The sequence below is a fragment of the Bartonella senegalensis OS02 genome (genome assembly GCF_000312545.1).
Classification (GTDB): domain Bacteria; phylum Pseudomonadota; class Alphaproteobacteria; order Rhizobiales; family Rhizobiaceae; genus Bartonella; species Bartonella senegalensis.
Window position 1 is genome coordinate 110,674 of record NZ_HE997543.1, and the last position, 16,900, is coordinate 127,573.

Genomic DNA, 16,900 nt, shown 5'->3' on the forward strand with positions numbered 1-16,900 from the left:
CATCTTTATGCAACAGCGGCTCCAGCAAAACCGCCTCGCATGAGAGAAAAATCTGTAAATACAATGCAACGAAACTTATTGCTCGAAGCCTATAAGGAAGAAATCAGCTATTGGTGCGGAATTGTTTATGGCGACCGAAATATTTTGCAGAGAAGAATAGAAGAAGTTGAAGGAAACCCCGCTCTGGGAGAACAGCTTTCATGGGAGGTCTTAGAACATCCGAAGTCTATTTCTAAACTTGCTGGTAAAAAAGTGCTTGGCGTGAAAACGAAGGCACGCAAAGCAGCGGAAGAAAATTGCCCAGCTCTGCGTGAGGCCATTGATGGTTATGTGTACACTTTAAAATACATACAACAGAACCCTTTGCCTGCTCCGCAGGCGGAGCATACCGGCGACGAACAACCAACACAGAGTCCGCAAAGAATTGAATTTGAACAAGAGAGAGCACCTCTCTCAAGTCAGGAAATTGCCGAAAGAGTTCGAAAAGAACCATCAGTTCTATATGGTCAAGCAGAAATCCAATATTGGTGCGGAATTGTTTTTGGTGACGCGCATATTTTGCAGTACAGAGTTGAAGACATGCAAAAAGTTCCTGAAATAGGAGAAGAGCTTGCATGGCAAGTTGCAAGCAATCCTAGTTTTTTTTCTCCGTTTGCCGGAAAAAAAGTCCTTGGCATAAAAAATGATGCACGCAAAAAAGCGGAAGCAGGTCTTCCCTCCCTTTGTAGCGCCATTGAAGGTTACGCAGAAGCTGTAAAACAAGCAAGAGAGAATATTGTACAAGAACATCAAGCACAACAAAGCCGTCAAGAACTCTCTGCTGAACCAGCTGAACAATTACAAAAAAAACAAACCTTATCCAAACCGCAAAAACTGCTTGAGCACTCAACAGGAATCCCGCGTCATGAGGCTTTGAAAACCTCCAAGCAAGCACAACACAAACCACCCGATGTTCGACCACGCGAAGTTGAGAAACCCAAAAGAATGGCGATGACCCTCTAAAGCTACCTTAACTTTCATCTGATCGTCTCATCTTTTGGTGCTGATCATTTTATAAAAAACTCCCCAAGCAATATTGGGCAGCATGTAACACCTCCTCATCGTCATGTGCCCTTACTGCATAAAAATAACAAACTACAAAGAGTGATTATGATTCATGAAAAAAACGCAAAACCTTTTGCAATGATGCAAATGAATATCCGCCCCGAAAGAAAAAGCTCTCAAAACATAAAGGAGGTGAGAATGCATCAAAGAGTTTTTTTAAAACAAATAGGATAAAATCTTGAAAGGAAACGTTTATGAAAAAAAACCAACCAGCCCCTTCTGCCCCTCCTTCGGTAAAAGAACTAAGAAGCCGTTATGAAAAACTTATCACAGGAGCGTCCTCTTCGGAATCTCCCTCCACAAGAGAGCGACAAAAACCACCGCGTATGAGAGACAGATTAGCGGAAAAAGAACAAGCAAAACAAACCCTCCATACCCCAACTGCTCCTCCACAAAAACCACCGCGTATGAGAGACAGACTGGCAAAACAGGAGCAAGCAGAACAAACCCTCCATGCCCCAACTGCTCCTCCAAAACCACCGCGCCTGAGAGATAGACTGGCAAAACAAGAGCAAGCAGAACAAACCCTCCATACCCCAACTGCTCCTCCACAAAAACCACCACGCCTGAAAAAGCAATTTGCTACAATGATGCAACAAAACCTCTTGGTCGAAGCATATCAGAAAGAAATTCAACACTGGTGCGGAATCGTTTATGGACATCCGGCTATTTTGCAAGAAAAAATTGAAGAGATTCAAAAAAATCCCAATATGGGAGAACAGATCGCACGAGAGGTTACAGAAAAGCCTACATCTATTCATCCTCTTGCAGGTCATAAAATGCTTAGTGTAAAAACAGGTGCGCGCAAAAATGCCGAAGATGGCTTATCATCTCTATGTGCTGCCATTCAGGGGTATACATGTGCTGTACAACAAGCACAAGAGAGCATTGAGCATTTTCCTCACTCTCACCGTCCTCAACAAGAAGGAGCACAAAGAACTGATACCCTGCAAAGGTTACATCATACTCAACAGGAAAAAGCATCTCTCTCAAATGAGGAAATTACCAGAAGAGTTCAAAAAAATCCATCGGTTCAATATGGTGAAGCAGAAATCCGACATTGGTGCCAAATTGTTTTTGGCAAGGCGCATGTTTTGCAGTACAGAGTTGAAGATGTGCAAAAAATTCCCGCCATTGGAGAAGAGCTTTCATGGCAAGTGGCAAACACTCCTCATTCTTTTCATAAGCTTGCCGGCAATCAAGTGCTTGGCATAAAAAACAGTGCACGTAAAGAAGCTGAAGCAGGTCTCTCTTTCCTCTGTAACGCCATTGAAGCATATGCAGATACGGTAAAAAAGGTAAGAGAAGAGATTGTACAAACCCATCAAGCACAACAAAACCGCCAAGAACTGCCTTCTCGTAGACAACCTCACGATATGCAAAACCGCCAAACCTTATCACAACCTGCTCACCAACTTAAAGCTGCAACAGGAACCGTGCATAAGAAGGGAATGGAAGATTCTAGGCAAGAACAACCCCAACGACCAAACATTCGACCAGGAAAAGTGGAAACAACAAAAACAATGGCCTTTGCCAGCTAAATGGGCATCCGCTTGAGTTTTTCATCTCACTCCTTTTTCTAATCCCTTGGTGCCAATCATTTTCTCCAGAGATGGCGCTAAGGAAGGGTGTATGGTGTTACAACAAATATTGAACAACACATCCCCCATCATTTGACCTCAAGGAATAATAAAATGGAACAACAAAACTGAGAAAAAGCGATAGAACACTTCAAATAGTGCAGCCTATTACAGCGGAGAAATTGGATACTCGAACATCTTGCAAGTGCAAAATTGCTTCTCTCACCTAATAAAGTCCGAGAAAAATATATCACCGCTTAATTTCATTGATCCCAATCATATCAGATTTAAAAATAAATAGAGATTAAAGAGCTATGAGAAATTAAACGTGCATTATGCCCATAAGAGAACAACAGCAACTCTTAATCTCTGCCAACCAGCAGCATCATAAAAGGTAACATGGTAACATCTGCATCTTTCTGACTTAGTACATGATCATAGCTTTCTTAAAAATACTTTTAAATGCGCTAAAATATACCCGAGAAACCCTTTACCTTTCAAGAAAATAGTATCACCTATATTTTAGAGATAATAAAAGCTTTTGTTTCTTTTACCGCGAGGAAAAAGAGGCAAAAGAAGTTTGAAAATTGAGAGCGAACACTTTTCAAGAAAATAACTTTAAAAGGCTTCCACCCACTATCTATTAAAAATACCCCTGAAATGGTAACATAACTACACTATACGGCTTCCTTTCAGAAAAAGCCAATAACGCATACAACAGATGTTTTTTTGCAAAACTGAGGCACAAAATGCACTCCACCAACAAGATTATTCTCTTGTAAAAAAAGAACGCATAGAACTTGCCAATCTTGCATCACCGCGGGGGGGGGAAGCTTCAAAAGCAATGAAAGATCCGTTTGCGGATATCTTCAATCCAGAAAATCAAAAAAAGCGCCCCTTTTAGAAGAATTCATGAGCCATGTGATAAAATATTGGCTCTGATCATAATAATCATCTTATAGCAACTAAAAAGGGGAGAAAGCTTTGCTGACTTCTATAGAAACACAAGCGAAAGAAACGCTCTAAGCAGTGAATGAAACAGCTTCATGATCAATATTCATGGTACTTTCATGAGAGAAAATAAAAAGATTCCGCACCACAATCACAGAAGTAAGGACATTGAAAATGAATGATACCATTTTACAACGCCAATAGCTTAAGACTTGCAAAAAACGTTTATTGCAAAAGAAAAACAGTATCTTCCTTGAAAGAGTATATTGTTGGAAGAATGAAAAACAATCCATCAATCCAAGCATCTCAAAAAGAAATTGAAGCTCCATAGAAAATCATTAAGGACAACGCACCTCTTTTGCAAAAAAATATCTTCACCATAACATTATAATTTGAAAACCACCTAAGAAGGACAAAACAAACCATTTTGATTATTAATCAAGCATGTCGTTAAACCTCTCACGTGAGTTGTTTAAGAACCAAAGCTTATGCGTTTTTTCATTCAACAGGTTGATTGATAAACATAAATCATCATTTTCAACTTGCATCATAACCCCACATACAGGAATATTTTCTCATCACAACCCTTCTCATAGTAAAGTAATGAAAATCATTTACTGCCTGTCATAAGCAGGGCGAGCCTGTGTGTAAAAACTCTACAGAAAAAGATAAAAATGCCTCTTATGAATCGTTTCAATGCAAATACAAAAGCTTTCGCAACATTTTGAACTGGCAAAGAAAATGGTAGTACCAGCTTGTTACAGAGAAAAATCTCGCTTATAGACTTGCAACTTTCTCAAGTTTTTCAAAAAACATCTGTTGTGTACGTTCTTTGCTTTCCCTGAAAGGATGCGTATAGTGTAGCTGTGCTTTTAGAAGCTCCCTCTTGGAGGCAATGCAAGGCTGACAAATTCCACGCGTTCTTTGTGTTATTTCATAAAATACGATTGTGATATTAAGATTTTCGTAAACGAAATAAAGCTTTTGAAAAACAGCAAGTCTCTCATTTTTTCTGCTGTAAAATTATAGCCTCATAGATGAAAACGAAAAGCCTCTTTACAAAGGCTGTATAAACTACATCATAGAACCCCATACTCCACAGAGGTACGCTCTCTTTAGTAAGGTCATTCTTCTCATGTAAAACAGAAACACCATTGTGTTGCCAATTCATGCGCTTTCTTTAAAGAAAAATTTCTCAATGCTCGCACAAACCTATTTCAAGAGGGCGCCCATGAATAGTATAACGATAAACCATTCCACCATCTTTACACTTAGCTGAAGGAGCAAGCCAGCACCATCATACTCTTTGCCAACTCAAAATGTTGCGACAGGCTTTGTATTGAGAAGATTCATGAGAGGTATTTTGACTCACTTGTCTTTACTCATTTTTACCCACACACCAGCACTACCTATGACGAGCAAAGAAATAGTTTTTTTGATTCAACATCAACAGATTTGCAATGAAAAAATTTTACAGTATAATATTCGGAGGATTAATTCAACATGCAAAACACTGATTTATTGTTATAAATCAGTGTTTTATACTTTATTCATTGGCACAGTGAAGTGTTTTAGGTTATTGAATATCCTTCGAAGCTATATTTCTCATTTTAGGAGAGCTGAAGGATAAAAAGAACACATGTTTGGCAATTCTCTTTTCGCTGTTACTTCCGATTAATCCTTGTCATAGAACTGTGAAACCCAATTCTTTCCAGCAACAGAGCATAAAAAGCACGAAGCCTCATACCTATCCTCTGCCCCAAAAATGAAACAGAGCCAAAACATAAAAAGACTTACATGAAATGCACTGTTGGCTATTCTCATTAAACATGGTTATTGGAAATACGAGACACAATTCATAAAACGAAGATAAGATAAGCCAGCATCCACCCCATTTCCTATAGCTCTTTTCCATTAATAACACTGCTCTATCTCTCCAGTAAAAAAAGAATAGGGATTGTTTTATGGAAGCAATACAAAATATTAAGAGAGCAATAACAAATACAGCTTAAAAAGTATAAAGTCCCTCTTGTTGACAGAAAGCTAAACACCATCGTAAAACCGCTTTAAAAATGTAGGATTGTATTGGCATGCTAATCAAATTTTTACAATCTCAAATGATTTTATTGATTTTTTCATTACCGCTTTTTTTATGATAAACCCGATGTAATTTTTATGATCCTGATTAAAAAATTTGCAACTGTTGCTTCTGGAACTCTGATGAGCCGTATTTTTGGCTTTATACGTGAAATGCTGATGGCAGCAGCTCTAGGAACCGGCCCTGTTTCCGATGCCTTTAACGCTGCTTTTCGTTTTCCCAATACATTCCGCCGTTTTTTTGCTGAAGGAGCCTTTAATGCGGCTTTTGTTCCTCTTTTTGCCAAAAAAATCACTGAGGATGGTCAAGAGACTGCGTGCAAATTTGCCGAAGAGGTATTTGGCGTTCTCTTTTCACTGCTGCTCCTTTTAACCATCGCCATGGAACTCAGCATGCCTTTTCTGGTACGCACCATTATCGCACCAGGTTTTGTAGAGGATACCACAAAATTCAACGCCACGATTCATTTTACCGCAATCATGTTTCCCTATTTAACATGCATGTCTTTAGCAGCCATGATGGGGGGCATGCTCAATGCTTTACGGCGCTATTTTATCGCAGCCATAGCCCCCCTCTTTTTAAATATTATTTTGATTAGCGTTCTCGCCTACGCTTGGATCTATCAGCTTGACGCTTGGCATATTGGCTTGCATCTTTCTTGGGGTGTGTTAGCCGCAGGACTTCTCCAACTCACCTTGATCGCGGTTGCATTGCGTCAAAGTGGAATGAAAATTTTTCTCCGCCGTCCTCGTTTTAGTCCCAATGTTCGTAAACTTTTAACGCTAGCATTCCCTGCTGCTATCACAGGAGGGATTACGCAAATCAATTTGTTAATCAATACCAACATTGCCTCTAGTCAATCAGGTGCCGTATCCTCTTTAATGTATGCCGATCGTCTTTATCAATTGCCCCTAGGAGTGATAGCAATTGCCGTTGCGACCGTCCTTTTACCAGAATTAACAAGAGCCCTTCGCAGTAAAAACCACAGAGAAACCCATAATTTGCAAAATCGCTCTATTGAATTGACCCTATTGCTAACACTCCCTGCATCTGTAGCATTTTTGATGCTCTCCGCTCCCATTGTCAGTTTACTTTTTGAACGTGGACAATTTACCAGTGAATCAACACACTATGTTGCCCAATTGCTGAAACTTTATGGGCTAGGACTCCCGGCTTTTGTTCTGATAAAGGTCTTTATTCCTAATTTCTTTGCCCATGAAGATACGAAAACACCGATGATTATCACAGGCATTTGCGTTTTCATCAATATCAGCCTTGCCTTAATATTATTTCCAATTTTGTCAGCACGGGGCATTGTCATTGCTGAAATCACCTCTGGATGGGTGAACGCACTGTTGCTTTGGGCTATCCTCATTAAACGGGGTTATTGGAAATATGACACCCAACTGATAAAACGAACGATATGTCTGATGATCACGACTCTTTTAAATGTGATAGCCCTCTATTACCTCTTTGATGTGACTGACTTTTTATCTTTTCCCTTATCCTCACAAGCATCCTTTTTCTTGCGTGCTCTCACCTTGGCAGGTATCATGCTTATGATACTCTTGTTATACTGTATCGCCTATTTTTTACTGGACACCCGGTCCTTTATCCTTACCCTTAAAAACTTTAAAAAGCGCCTATAATATTTTGTCTTGCGTTCAGCAAAAGGCTTTGTCAAAAAGACATAAAACGAATAACTTTACTGAAGAAAGAACATTCCTATGGACACTTTCACACCCCTTGTCTTTTCTGGCGTGCAACCGAGTGGTCATTTACATCTTGGCAATTATCTTGGAGCCATCAAGCATTGGGTTGAACTGCAAACGTCTTATAATTGTCTGTACTGCGTTGTTGATATGCATGCCCTCACCATTAACCCGGATCCACGTGCCTTGCGTGAATCTACCAAAGCAGTTACAGCAGCCTTTTTAGCCGCTGGTATTGATCCACAAAAACAGATTATTTTCAACCAATCTCAAGTTTTTCAACATGCCGAACTCGCGTGGATTTTAAATTGTACCGCCCGCATTGGTTGGCTCCAGCGCATGACACAGTTTAAAGATAAAGCAGGCAAAGATCGTGAAAAAGCCTCCCTTGGGCTTTTTGCTTATCCAAGTCTGATGGCTGCCGATATTTTACTCTACCGTGCCACCCATGTTCCGGTAGGCGAAGATCAAAAACAGCATGTTGAACTCACCCGCGATATTGCTCAAAAATTTAACAATGATTATGCTTGCCAAATTGCAGATTTAAACTTTGGTGTTACAATGCAAATGGGTGAGGAAAAAAAACAAGTTTTTTTCCCGCTACCAGAGGCGCTGATAGGAGAAACAGCTATGCGCATTATGTCGTTGCGCGATGGTACAAAAAAAATGTCAAAATCGGATCCTTCTGATTTTTCGCGCATTAATTTAACAGATGATGCTGATCTTATCGCAAAAAAAATACGCAAAGCAAAAACAGACTCTGCTCCTCTTCCCGAGACGCTTACAGCCTTAGAAGGGCGCCCTGAGATTGATAACCTGCTTGGTATTTATGCTGCCTTTGCGCAAATAAGCAAAGAACAGGCTCTTTTAGAGTTTTCTGGGCAACAATTTTCGCTTTTTAAAACAGCTTTAGCTGACCTTGCTGTCGAGAAGCTTGCACCAATCACACGAGAACTGCGTCGACTGCATCAAGAAAGTGGATATATTGACTCTGTTTTACGCGATGGAGCACAACGTGCCAGTGCACTGGCAGAAAAAAACATGAAAAAAGTCCGTGAAATTGTTGGATTTTTGCATGATATATGAAACAATCAAACTGAAGCTGTAAGAGTCAAAAATTTGTCTGCAAAAATAGAGAAAACCTCATGGTTTCTAAGCAAAACAAAGTGAAAAAAGATCACAAACGGAAAATTTTAGTCATTATCGATGAAACACCAGAATGTCGACGTGCCGTTGCTTTTGCGGCACAGCATGCCCAAAATACGCAACGAACATTGGTATTATTCTGTGTTGTTGATAGTGTAGAATTTCAACATTTTTTGGGTGTCAACAATGTTATGCGAACGGAAGCAACGCAAACTGCCCATAAAGTGTTAGGAGAAATTGCCAAGGATGTACGCACTACACATTCCCTTGCAACACAAATCATTGTGCGTGAGGGCAAAAAAATTGATGAGATTTCCAAATTGATCGACGAAGATAAGCAAATCACACTTATTGTTTTAGCAGCCAGTGGGCATACAGAAGGACCAGGACCGCTTGTGCAATTAATTGGCAATCGGGGAACGGCTTTTTCAATCCCTGTTACCGTTATTCCAAGTAATCTTTCCGATGAGGATATTGAAAGGATTGCCTAAAATAGGGTATTCTTCACTCAATAACCATCCTGATCCGTCCTATGAAAAGGAGAATCTATGTTTATTCAAACTGAAACCACACCAAATCCTGCAACACTGAAGTTTCTGCCAGGTCGTGTGGTGCTTTCCGAAGGTATGTTAGAGTTTCGCGATAGTGAAGAAGCTACTAAACATTCTCCTTTAGCGGCAAGACTCTTTAATATTCCAAATGTTAATGGTGTTTTTTTAGGCTACGATTTTATTACCGTGAGCAAAAAAGAGGGAGAGTGGCAACATCTCAAACCAGCCATTTTAGGTACCATTATGGAACATTTTCTGTCTGGTGACCCAGTGATCAACAACAATGCCACAAGACAAGCGCAAACGCATGCCCTTAATGAAGAATTTTATAACGAAAAAGACGCCGATATCGTCTTAACAATTAAAGAGCTGCTTGAAACACGTATCCGTCCAGCTGTTGCCAATGATGGTGGAGATATTACTTTTCGTGGATTTGAAAACGGTATTGTTTACCTGAATATGCGTGGAGCTTGCGCAGGATGCCCCTCTTCAACCGCAACGCTAAAACATGGTATTGAAAATCTGTTACGTCATTTTATTCCAGAGGTTGTAGGTGTTGAAGCCATGCCACAATAAACAAATGGGATCTGATACAATAGTGTGAAAACACCAACGCCATAACAGCTTTCGCTCACCTTGCTATCGATGACCAACACACCAAAACATTGAACATAATAACCGCATCACGTTAATTTATATAAAGATCATTCATTCTTTAGCTGTTGAATGAAAAGCCCTGAATATTGTAAGATTCTTTCATTGCAAACCTATTTCTGTTGAAGCAAAATAAAACTATTTGCTTGGCATATCACGAGCGGGGCTTGCGTGTGGATATAAATACTTAAAGAAAAGATTAAAAATGCCTATAACCGTCTCAAATGCCAAAGGTTGTAGCAACATTGGGGGCTGGCAAAGAAAATGAGGGTATCGGCTTACGCACAGATCAGTCTCTGATAAATCTCATCACTGCCAAAAAACACCATGGATGAGCGCTTTAAAGAGAATAGAAACAAATTTCGCATGCAAGAGTTTCCTCAATTGCACATTTGCATTTTACCAAACAGGCAAAGTTTCACACATTGTAAGCAATTAAATTTTTTTCACGAATTCCGACTTTAAGCCTATTTGACCCATTCCAGAGATTTTGCAATCAATATTATGATCCCCATCCACGAGGCGAATATTCTTCACCTTTGTACCACTCTTGAGAACGGATGCAGCACCTTTTACTTTAAGGTCTTTGATCACCATAATACTATCCCCGTTCGCCAAGATTTGACCATTGGCATCATAAACGATGTTGGAAACAGAAGAATTCTCGTCCTTTTGTGGCCACTCATGTGCGCATTCAGGACAGACAAAATTTTCACCCTCTTCATAAGTATAAAGACCACCACAGTTTGGGCATTTAGGGTACTGGTTCATACATTCTCCCTTTTGTTCAGGCAAAATCATTCCTCTAAGCTTTCATAGAGTAAGAAGTGCTTACTGTCCATTGCTAAAACAAAACAGTCAACAAACACAGCATTTTATCCTAGAATTCTGAAGAATTAAACATACCACCAATAAACGAAAACAAAATTTACAAAATACCACTACAGAACATTTTCAAAGAAAAGTGCTTTTTATAAAAACACTGAATTGAGCAAAAAAAACATTAAGAGAAAAGCAAGAACTCACAACACAATGACGACACATCTTTGAGACAGAGATTAAAACGGTTCAGTACTGTATGAGCAGTCAGCTTTTGTATACCAAAGAGAAGCAAAGCTATTGCATATCTCTGTTTGTGTAATTTCTCAAACGGATGTACAATCTAATTTTGGAAGAATATGCAGTTTTAAGGGTGCAAACCAACTTCTATCTCTCTCGTCATTTTTTCATTCTGCTTTACGACTTTCAAAAACATCCAAGGCAAGAACTTTTAAAGAAGAGGGATTGCGCGTGGCCTCAATGCTTTTGTTTCTCACGTTCTTTCATAAGATCACACCCCTCATGCAAAACAGAACGCCATTGGGTTGCCAATCCACGCGCTTGTTTTAAAGAAACATCTCTCAAGACACTCAAGCCCATTTCACGACGCTCCCCGTGAAGAGCCTATGAAGGTGAAGGCTATAGTGGTAAAGCTACTGGGCACTACCCTCTTTACATTTATGAAGGAGGCAAGCTGGCATTCTCATTTTCTTTTCCAGCTCAAAATATTGCGACAACCTTTGCATTAAGACAGTTCAAGAGGCATTTTAAATCCTTGTCTTTAAGTTTTTATCCTCACGCGCCAACCCTGCTTGTGACATGCAAGCGAATGATTTTGATTGCTTCACCATACACAAATTTGAAAGGAGAGGATCTTACGTTATGGTATTCGGGTTTCTCATACAACAGACAGATTAAGGCATTTCTTACCACAGAAAACCTAGAAAACCGTAATAAAAACGCGCAACCTTTATAGGATCAACGATTCTCAAAGCTATCAAATCACTAAATTCACTGGTTGCGGTATTGTAAGCAAATGTATCTGTATTGTTTTCAAGCACTTTGCCAACGATGATTGCTGCTTCTTCACCGGCATTGCTCGCAATTTGGCATAGCTAGAAGCCTATAGGGTACGACGCACAATATTGATACAATCCTCCTGATTAGGGTTCTTCCTTTAACCGTCAAAGCATTTGAGGAACGCAACAATGCGGTTCTTCCCTAGCCAACAATGCCTCCTTCCACAGCGGCACGTGTTGTGTTTAAGGCATCATTACTTTAACCATTTCCTCCATTTTGCCACCAGGAATTGCAGGCATTGCTGTGTCTTTCGCTTAAAATGAATCTTTTTGAAGGTGTGATGAGAGCATCTTAGTCAACCAAAAGATGAGAGAAATTTGCAATGTTTAGGTAAGCACGTTCAAAAAAAACGATGGTCAATAATTGATAATACTCTTGACAGTTTATATTATTTTAGTCTTTGAATTCTTATCTAATGGCATAAAATTCTTTGTTCTTTCTGGTGGTGAGCGCAAAATTAAGCATACGCAAAAGCTGAAAGAAAGTGAGAGCGTTTTATTCTAGAAGACTTTCTTTAAAGCTTCACGCAATAACTTAAATCAGACAATTTTTATAGAAAAATATTTGGATAAATTGTAAATTGCTATGATAATAGTACCGCAGTAATATTTATTTTTAAAAAAAATCAAAAAATTAGTGGGGGAATACAAGGGTCTAATACAACTTTATCGTATTACATGAAAGAAATCCTTTTATTCTTGAAAAAATCTTAGAATATTGGAAATCATTTGAACTTTCTTCTTCAAAATTCAGATTTGCAGATCTTCCATAAATCACTTTTTTAGAAGCATCCGATAATCGGCATATGATTTTGGGGCTGTTATTTATTGCTCTGAAAATTTTTGTTATGTTGTGGCAAATCGGTAAAATATCAGATGAGGATAATGTGCATTGATGATTTGAGCAGCGAGTATTGGATTACACTATTCTCAATGAATTTTTGACCTACAACTTTTCAAGTGCAGAATCGCAATATCTTAATTTTGCAACTTTTAAAGAAGCTCTCAAGAAATGAGAACGTTATAAAATTGTAGCGAAGGAAAAAAAAGATATTGTTATTACATCAATCTGAATATTTTTGTACTTCCTGAACGTGATGAAGATTTTGAGCTTAATGAAGATGAAGAAATGGATGCAGTATTTGCGACAGAAAGTTAGGATGTGCTGCTGCTTTAGTGGTCATTTTTAGAGTAAAAGATCTTAAAAAATGGAGGGTAATAGGTTATTAAACCACTGCAAAATTGATCTGTTGATGGGGCTGCATTGGTCTAGAGGCTTTAGAGAATATAATGTTTGGAGCAATAGGGGTTTTGGGAGCATATGATAACGGAGTAGTTTTTGCAGTGATATTGTTTTGTTTTCAATGAGGATAAGTATTGTCTTTGACGGATATTGGGGAGGAAGGCTCTGATAGGCTATCCTGTGCTTTTGTGGTGTCCATATGCATGCAGGTTTTGCAATTTATAATTCATAAAATACAAACGGCATAAATCCCTTCGCAAAAGAATTTGTGCCGTGACGTTTTGTTGAAAATGCGTGTCTTTTGTTGGCAATTATCCTTTTAGGGTTTTTAAAACATTTTGTGGTGAAGAGACTTCATAAGGATCTGTTGTGCAATTGTCTGAAAAACCTTGTTCTTCAAACCAATGTTCAATGACACCATCATTAATCACAGCAGCATAGCGCCATGAGCGCATTCCAAAACCAATATTATCTTTCGCAACCAGCATACCTATTTTGCGGGTGAATTCACCCGAGCCATCAGGAATTAACTTTACGTTTTTAATATCTTGTGCTTTTCCCCAAGCGTTCATGACAAAAGCATCATTGACGGAAAGGCAATAAATTTCATCAATGCCGACTTTTTTAAATTCATCATAGAGTTTTTCAAAATCAGGAAGCTGAAAGGTTGAGCAAGTAGGGGTAAATGCTCCAGGAAGAGAAAAAAGAATAACCCGTTTCCCTTTAAAGTACGTATCGCTGTTTACCTCTTGCCAACGGTAAGGATTATCTCCACCAATTGATTCATCGCGTACACGTGTATGGAAAGTGGTATTGGGAACTGTTTTTCTTATCATAATTATGCTCCTGTATTTTGTATGGGAATTTTTTTAAAGTGGTTTTCCATCTTTAAAAACACATTGAAGAGGAGGTCTTAAAGAGTCCTCTTTTTTGACAAGTTTGCAAATATTTCCTTCTCGCGTCAAGTAGAATTAATAGTCGACTTTGCTGAAGCTTCACTCTAAAATCGAGCAAAATAGGATGAAGGTGCTTCCATGACGCTCAGGACAGTTTTGACTAAGGCTTTTGATGATCAAAAACTTGGAACGTCTGGTTTGCGCAAAAAAGTGTCGGTTTTCCAACAGCCCCATTATGTTGAAAATTTTATTCAATCCCTTTTTAATAGTATTGGGTCTGTTGAGGGAAAAGTGTTTATTCTTGGGGGAGATGGACGCTATTTTAACCGCAACCTTCTTCAAATTGTGTTAAAAATGGCTGCTGCCCATGGTGTTGCTTGTGTTAAAGTTGGAAAAGAGGGACTCCTTTCCACACCAGCTGTTTCACATCTTATTCGCAAAACTCATGCTTATGGTGGTATTATTCTCTCGGCAAGTCACAATCCTGGAGGGATTGAGGGAGATTGTGGCATTAAATACAATATTTCCAATGGTGGTCCTGCACCGGCTTCTTTGTGTGAGGCTGTTTTTAAAACATCGCAATATCTTTCTTCTTATCGGATTATGGAGGTTCCAGATATTGATTTAGAAAGAGAAGGTACAACCTTTATAGGTTCTATGCGTGTCGATATTCTTGATCCTGTTTCTGATTATGTTGCTTTGATGCAGGAGATTTTTGATTTTGACTGTATTGCCAAGGCTGTTGCAAAAGGGCTCACTTTGCGTTTTGATGCAATGCATGCGGTAACGGGACCTTATGCGCAGGAGATTTTTGAAAAATGCTTAGGATTTTCTGAAGGAACGGTGGTTAATGGCATTCCTTTGCCAGACTTTGGAGGAGGTCATCCAGATCCCAATTTGCTTCATGCCAAGGCTCTTTATGATTTGTTGATGTCGGATCAAGGACCTGATCTTGGTGCTGCTTCTGATGGGGATGGAGATCGTAATCTCATTCTTGGGCGTGGACAATTTGTTACACCTTCTGACTCCCTTGCGATTATGGCTGATCATGCCCATCTGATTAAAGGGTATCGGCAGGGAATTGTGGGAATTGCTCGCTCTATGCCAACAGGGCGTGCTGCTGATTTGGTTGCTGAAAAAAAAGGATTAAACTTTTTTGAAACACCAACTGGGTGGAAGTTTTTTGGCACGCTTTTGGATGCTGGAAAAGTGACCTTTTGTGGTGAGGAAAGCTTTGGAACGGGGTCTGACCATATCCGCGAAAAAGATGGTTTATGGGCTGTATTATTTTGGTTGAATCTTTTAGCGGTGACAGGAAAAACTGTGGCACAAATTGTGCAGCAGCATTGGCGCACTTATGGGCGTTTTTACACTTTACGGTATGACTATGAAGAAGTGGAAGCATGTAAAGCTTCTGCAATCATTGATGCATTGCGTACGTATTTACCAAAACCAGGAAGAGAAGTTGCAGGACTCTCTGTCGAAAGAGCAGATGATTTTACCTATCAAGATCCTGTTGATCAGAGCATCAGTACTGGGCAGGGGGTGCGTATTTTTTTTAAAAATGGGGCGCGGCTGGTGGTCCGCTTATCGGGGACGGGAACGGTAGGTGCTACCTTACGCCTTTATTTTGAGCAGTTTGAAGGTGATCCTCGTAGGCACAATCAAGATCCACAAAAAGTTCTCCAACCTGTGCAACAGGCGGCGTTTCAATTGTTAAACATAAAACAACATTTGCGGCGTACACAGCCTGATGTTATCACATAGCGAGCGGTTTTATCTTGTCTCTTTCTGGTAACAAGAAATTGATTTATAATGATAAATCTTCTTTTTTCCACGTTAATTCAGAGTTTTGAATACAGTAAGCTTCTCTTATCATAAGCTCTCTCAGATTGAACTAATAAAAACAGTTGCTTGCACGTCATAAGCGGGGCTGGCGTGTGTGCGTAAAAACTATTAAAGGCAAGGAGTAAAGGAGTAAAAATGCTTCTTATGAATTGTCTCAAGGATCAAGGGCTATCGCAACATTGGATGTTGAGAGTTCTCACGACATTGAGTGCTGGTAAAGAGTATATGGTGCCTGCTGGTGGAGTTTCATTTGCTATTGCAGTTGGTTGTTTTTTCTTTCCATGATGACGGTTTCTAAGCCTTATTGTCTGAAAGTTTTGTTCCTTGGCAGATAAACGCTCATAATCGGATTTTCAAAAAAACACTATTCTGTTTTGGTCATAAAAATGGGAGTGTGAGCGGCTGCGATGTTTTCATAAAAGTATAAAAAGTTCTCTTGAGGAGGTCGATATTCCTTTATTTCAGGGGGGTGTTTTTTGCGGATAGATCTTTTTTTTCAGAATTACACTTACGGTTATAATCCTCGCCACTCCTTACTTTTGAGTGCTTTAGTGCGTGCATAAAGCCCTGTTATTTTTATGCATGAAAATTTCTTTAATTTTTTAAGAGCATGTGACAAATATACTCTTTATAACGCTATAGCGTTAAATACAAATGAAAACAAAGTAGGTTATTTTTACACTTTTGGTTTTCCTCGATTTTACAATCCTCAAAAGGATCGAGAACGATCTTTTTAAAGAGTGGAGAATGTACATTGCCTTATGCTTTTATTTGCTTTAGCAAGTAAGAGTTAATACGTGAAAGAGTAAGGCTATCCTGAAAATTCCACAGGCTCTGTTTTTCTCATTCTTTTTGATTGAATAAAAAACACGCTGCCTCTCATAAAGGCAAAACTGTTTTAATTTTTATTGTAAATCCCCTGAAATTACTTTATGAATTAAAGGACGTTTTGGTCGCATACGCAACGACCAAGAGGGTCTTGAAAGCCCGAAACCTAAACATGAAAATAAACCCACTAATGTGGGTATCCCGGGATTCCGGGAGATTTTGCTATGTCCAGGTGCTTTAAGCACTAAAAGCAAAAAAAGCTGATTTAGGTTCAGTACTTTCAAGCTCCCGGAATACCAATGCGAGGGCGCTCGCAACCGGTGGGGGAAAATGCAAACCAAAAACCTTCATAATGACATTTTCATTGACAAATTCGTTGGCAAAAAAATCC

The 16,900-nt window shown here is 39.2% G+C and carries 11 protein-coding genes and 2 pseudogenes; 9 read left to right on the plus strand and 4 right to left on the minus strand.

Annotation, left to right across the window (positions count from 1 at the left end; translation table 11 throughout):
- The 7 genes from BN200_RS07425 to BN200_RS07460 form a co-directional block, all read left to right on the plus strand.
- Positions 1 to 1,002, plus strand: a 1,002-nt coding sequence (locus BN200_RS07425; protein WP_019221925.1) for a BID domain-containing T4SS effector, incomplete at its 5' end; no start/stop codon positions are given.
- Positions 1,003 to 1,298: 296 nt separating this feature from the next.
- Entirely contained in the window at positions 1,299 to 2,645 is a 1,347-nt protein-coding gene (locus BN200_RS09930; RefSeq protein ID WP_019221927.1) for a BID domain-containing T4SS effector, read from the plus strand.
- Between the two features lie 760 nt (positions 2,646 to 3,405).
- On the plus strand, positions 3,406 to 3,588 hold the full coding sequence (locus tag BN200_RS07435; protein WP_019221928.1) for a hypothetical protein: 183 nt from the start codon (positions 3,406 to 3,408) through the stop codon (positions 3,586 to 3,588).
- Positions 3,589 to 5,810: 2,222 nt separating this feature from the next.
- The gene (gene murJ / locus BN200_RS07445) at positions 5,811 to 7,382 is read left to right on the plus strand and encodes a murein biosynthesis integral membrane protein MurJ (protein WP_019221931.1); all 1,572 of its coding nucleotides are present in this window, start codon (positions 5,811 to 5,813) and stop codon (positions 7,380 to 7,382) included.
- A gap of 78 nt (positions 7,383 to 7,460) precedes the next feature.
- Complete coding sequence (trpS, locus tag BN200_RS07450; RefSeq protein ID WP_019221932.1) at positions 7,461 to 8,531, plus strand: tryptophan--tRNA ligase; 1,071 nt, start codon at positions 7,461 to 7,463, stop codon at positions 8,529 to 8,531.
- 59 nt (positions 8,532 to 8,590) lie between these two features.
- Positions 8,591 to 9,082: a universal stress protein gene (locus BN200_RS07455; protein ID WP_019221933.1), complete on the plus strand. Its 492-nt coding sequence runs from the start codon at positions 8,591 to 8,593 to the stop codon at positions 9,080 to 9,082.
- Positions 9,083 to 9,139: 57 nt separating this feature from the next.
- A complete protein-coding gene (locus tag BN200_RS07460; protein ID WP_019221934.1) occupies positions 9,140 to 9,718 on the plus strand; it encodes a NifU family protein in 579 nt (192 codons plus the stop codon).
- A gap of 513 nt (positions 9,719 to 10,231) precedes the next feature.
- Here the strand turns inward: BN200_RS07460 and BN200_RS07465 are convergent.
- The 4 genes and pseudogenes from BN200_RS07465 to BN200_RS07475 all read right to left on the minus strand — a co-directional run bounded on the left by BN200_RS07465 (position 10,232) and on the right by BN200_RS07475 (position 13,773).
- Positions 10,232 to 10,567 carry a zinc ribbon domain-containing protein YjdM gene (locus tag BN200_RS07465; protein ID WP_019221936.1) on the minus strand — a complete coding sequence of 112 codons (336 nt, stop codon included), beginning with the start codon at positions 10,565 to 10,567 and terminating at the stop codon, positions 10,232 to 10,234.
- Positions 10,568 to 10,826: 259 nt separating this feature from the next.
- Positions 10,827 to 11,308, minus strand: a pseudogene (locus tag BN200_RS08910) (integrase); the annotation flags it as partial.
- A gap of 266 nt (positions 11,309 to 11,574) precedes the next feature.
- Positions 11,575 to 11,890, minus strand: a pseudogene (gene groEL / locus BN200_RS08915) (chaperonin GroEL); the annotation flags it as partial.
- Between the two features lie 1,358 nt (positions 11,891 to 13,248).
- The gene (locus BN200_RS07475; protein WP_019221939.1) at positions 13,249 to 13,773 is read right to left on the minus strand and encodes a peroxiredoxin; all 525 of its coding nucleotides are present in this window, start codon (positions 13,771 to 13,773) and stop codon (positions 13,249 to 13,251) included.
- 198 nt (positions 13,774 to 13,971) lie between these two features.
- Here BN200_RS07475 and BN200_RS07480 point away from each other — a divergent pair, with 198 nt between their 5' ends.
- Positions 13,972 to 15,600: an alpha-D-glucose phosphate-specific phosphoglucomutase gene (locus tag BN200_RS07480; RefSeq protein ID WP_019221940.1), complete on the plus strand. Its 1,629-nt coding sequence runs from the start codon at positions 13,972 to 13,974 to the stop codon at positions 15,598 to 15,600.
- 225 nt (positions 15,601 to 15,825) lie between these two features.
- On the plus strand, positions 15,826 to 15,966 hold the full coding sequence (locus tag BN200_RS09270) for a hypothetical protein (protein ID WP_154645992.1): 141 nt from the start codon (positions 15,826 to 15,828) through the stop codon (positions 15,964 to 15,966).
- Positions 15,967 to 16,900: the final 934 nt, after the last annotated feature.

Excerpts from the sequence above, each read along its gene's own strand:
- BN200_RS07465 (WP_019221936.1), bottom strand. The coding sequence starts at position 10,567 with ATGAACCAGTACCCTAAATGCCCAAACTGTGGTGGTCTTTATACTTAT.
- BN200_RS09930 (WP_019221927.1), top strand. The coding sequence starts at position 1,299 with ATGAAAAAAAACCAACCAGCCCCTTCTGCCCCTCCTTCGGTAAAAGAA.
- BN200_RS07435 (WP_019221928.1), top strand. The coding sequence starts at position 3,406 with ATGTTTTTTTGCAAAACTGAGGCACAAAATGCACTCCACCAACAAGAT.
- BN200_RS07475 (WP_019221939.1), bottom strand. The coding sequence starts at position 13,773 with ATGATAAGAAAAACAGTTCCCAATACCACTTTCCATACACGTGTACGC.
- BN200_RS07480 (WP_019221940.1), top strand. The coding sequence starts at position 13,972 with ATGACGCTCAGGACAGTTTTGACTAAGGCTTTTGATGATCAAAAACTT.
- BN200_RS07460 (WP_019221934.1), top strand. The coding sequence starts at position 9,140 with ATGTTTATTCAAACTGAAACCACACCAAATCCTGCAACACTGAAGTTT.
- BN200_RS07455 (WP_019221933.1), top strand. The coding sequence starts at position 8,591 with ATGGTTTCTAAGCAAAACAAAGTGAAAAAAGATCACAAACGGAAAATT.
- BN200_RS09270 (WP_154645992.1), top strand. The coding sequence starts at position 15,826 with ATGAATTGTCTCAAGGATCAAGGGCTATCGCAACATTGGATGTTGAGA.
- murJ (WP_019221931.1), top strand. The coding sequence starts at position 5,811 with ATGATCCTGATTAAAAAATTTGCAACTGTTGCTTCTGGAACTCTGATG.
- trpS (WP_019221932.1), top strand. The coding sequence starts at position 7,461 with ATGGACACTTTCACACCCCTTGTCTTTTCTGGCGTGCAACCGAGTGGT.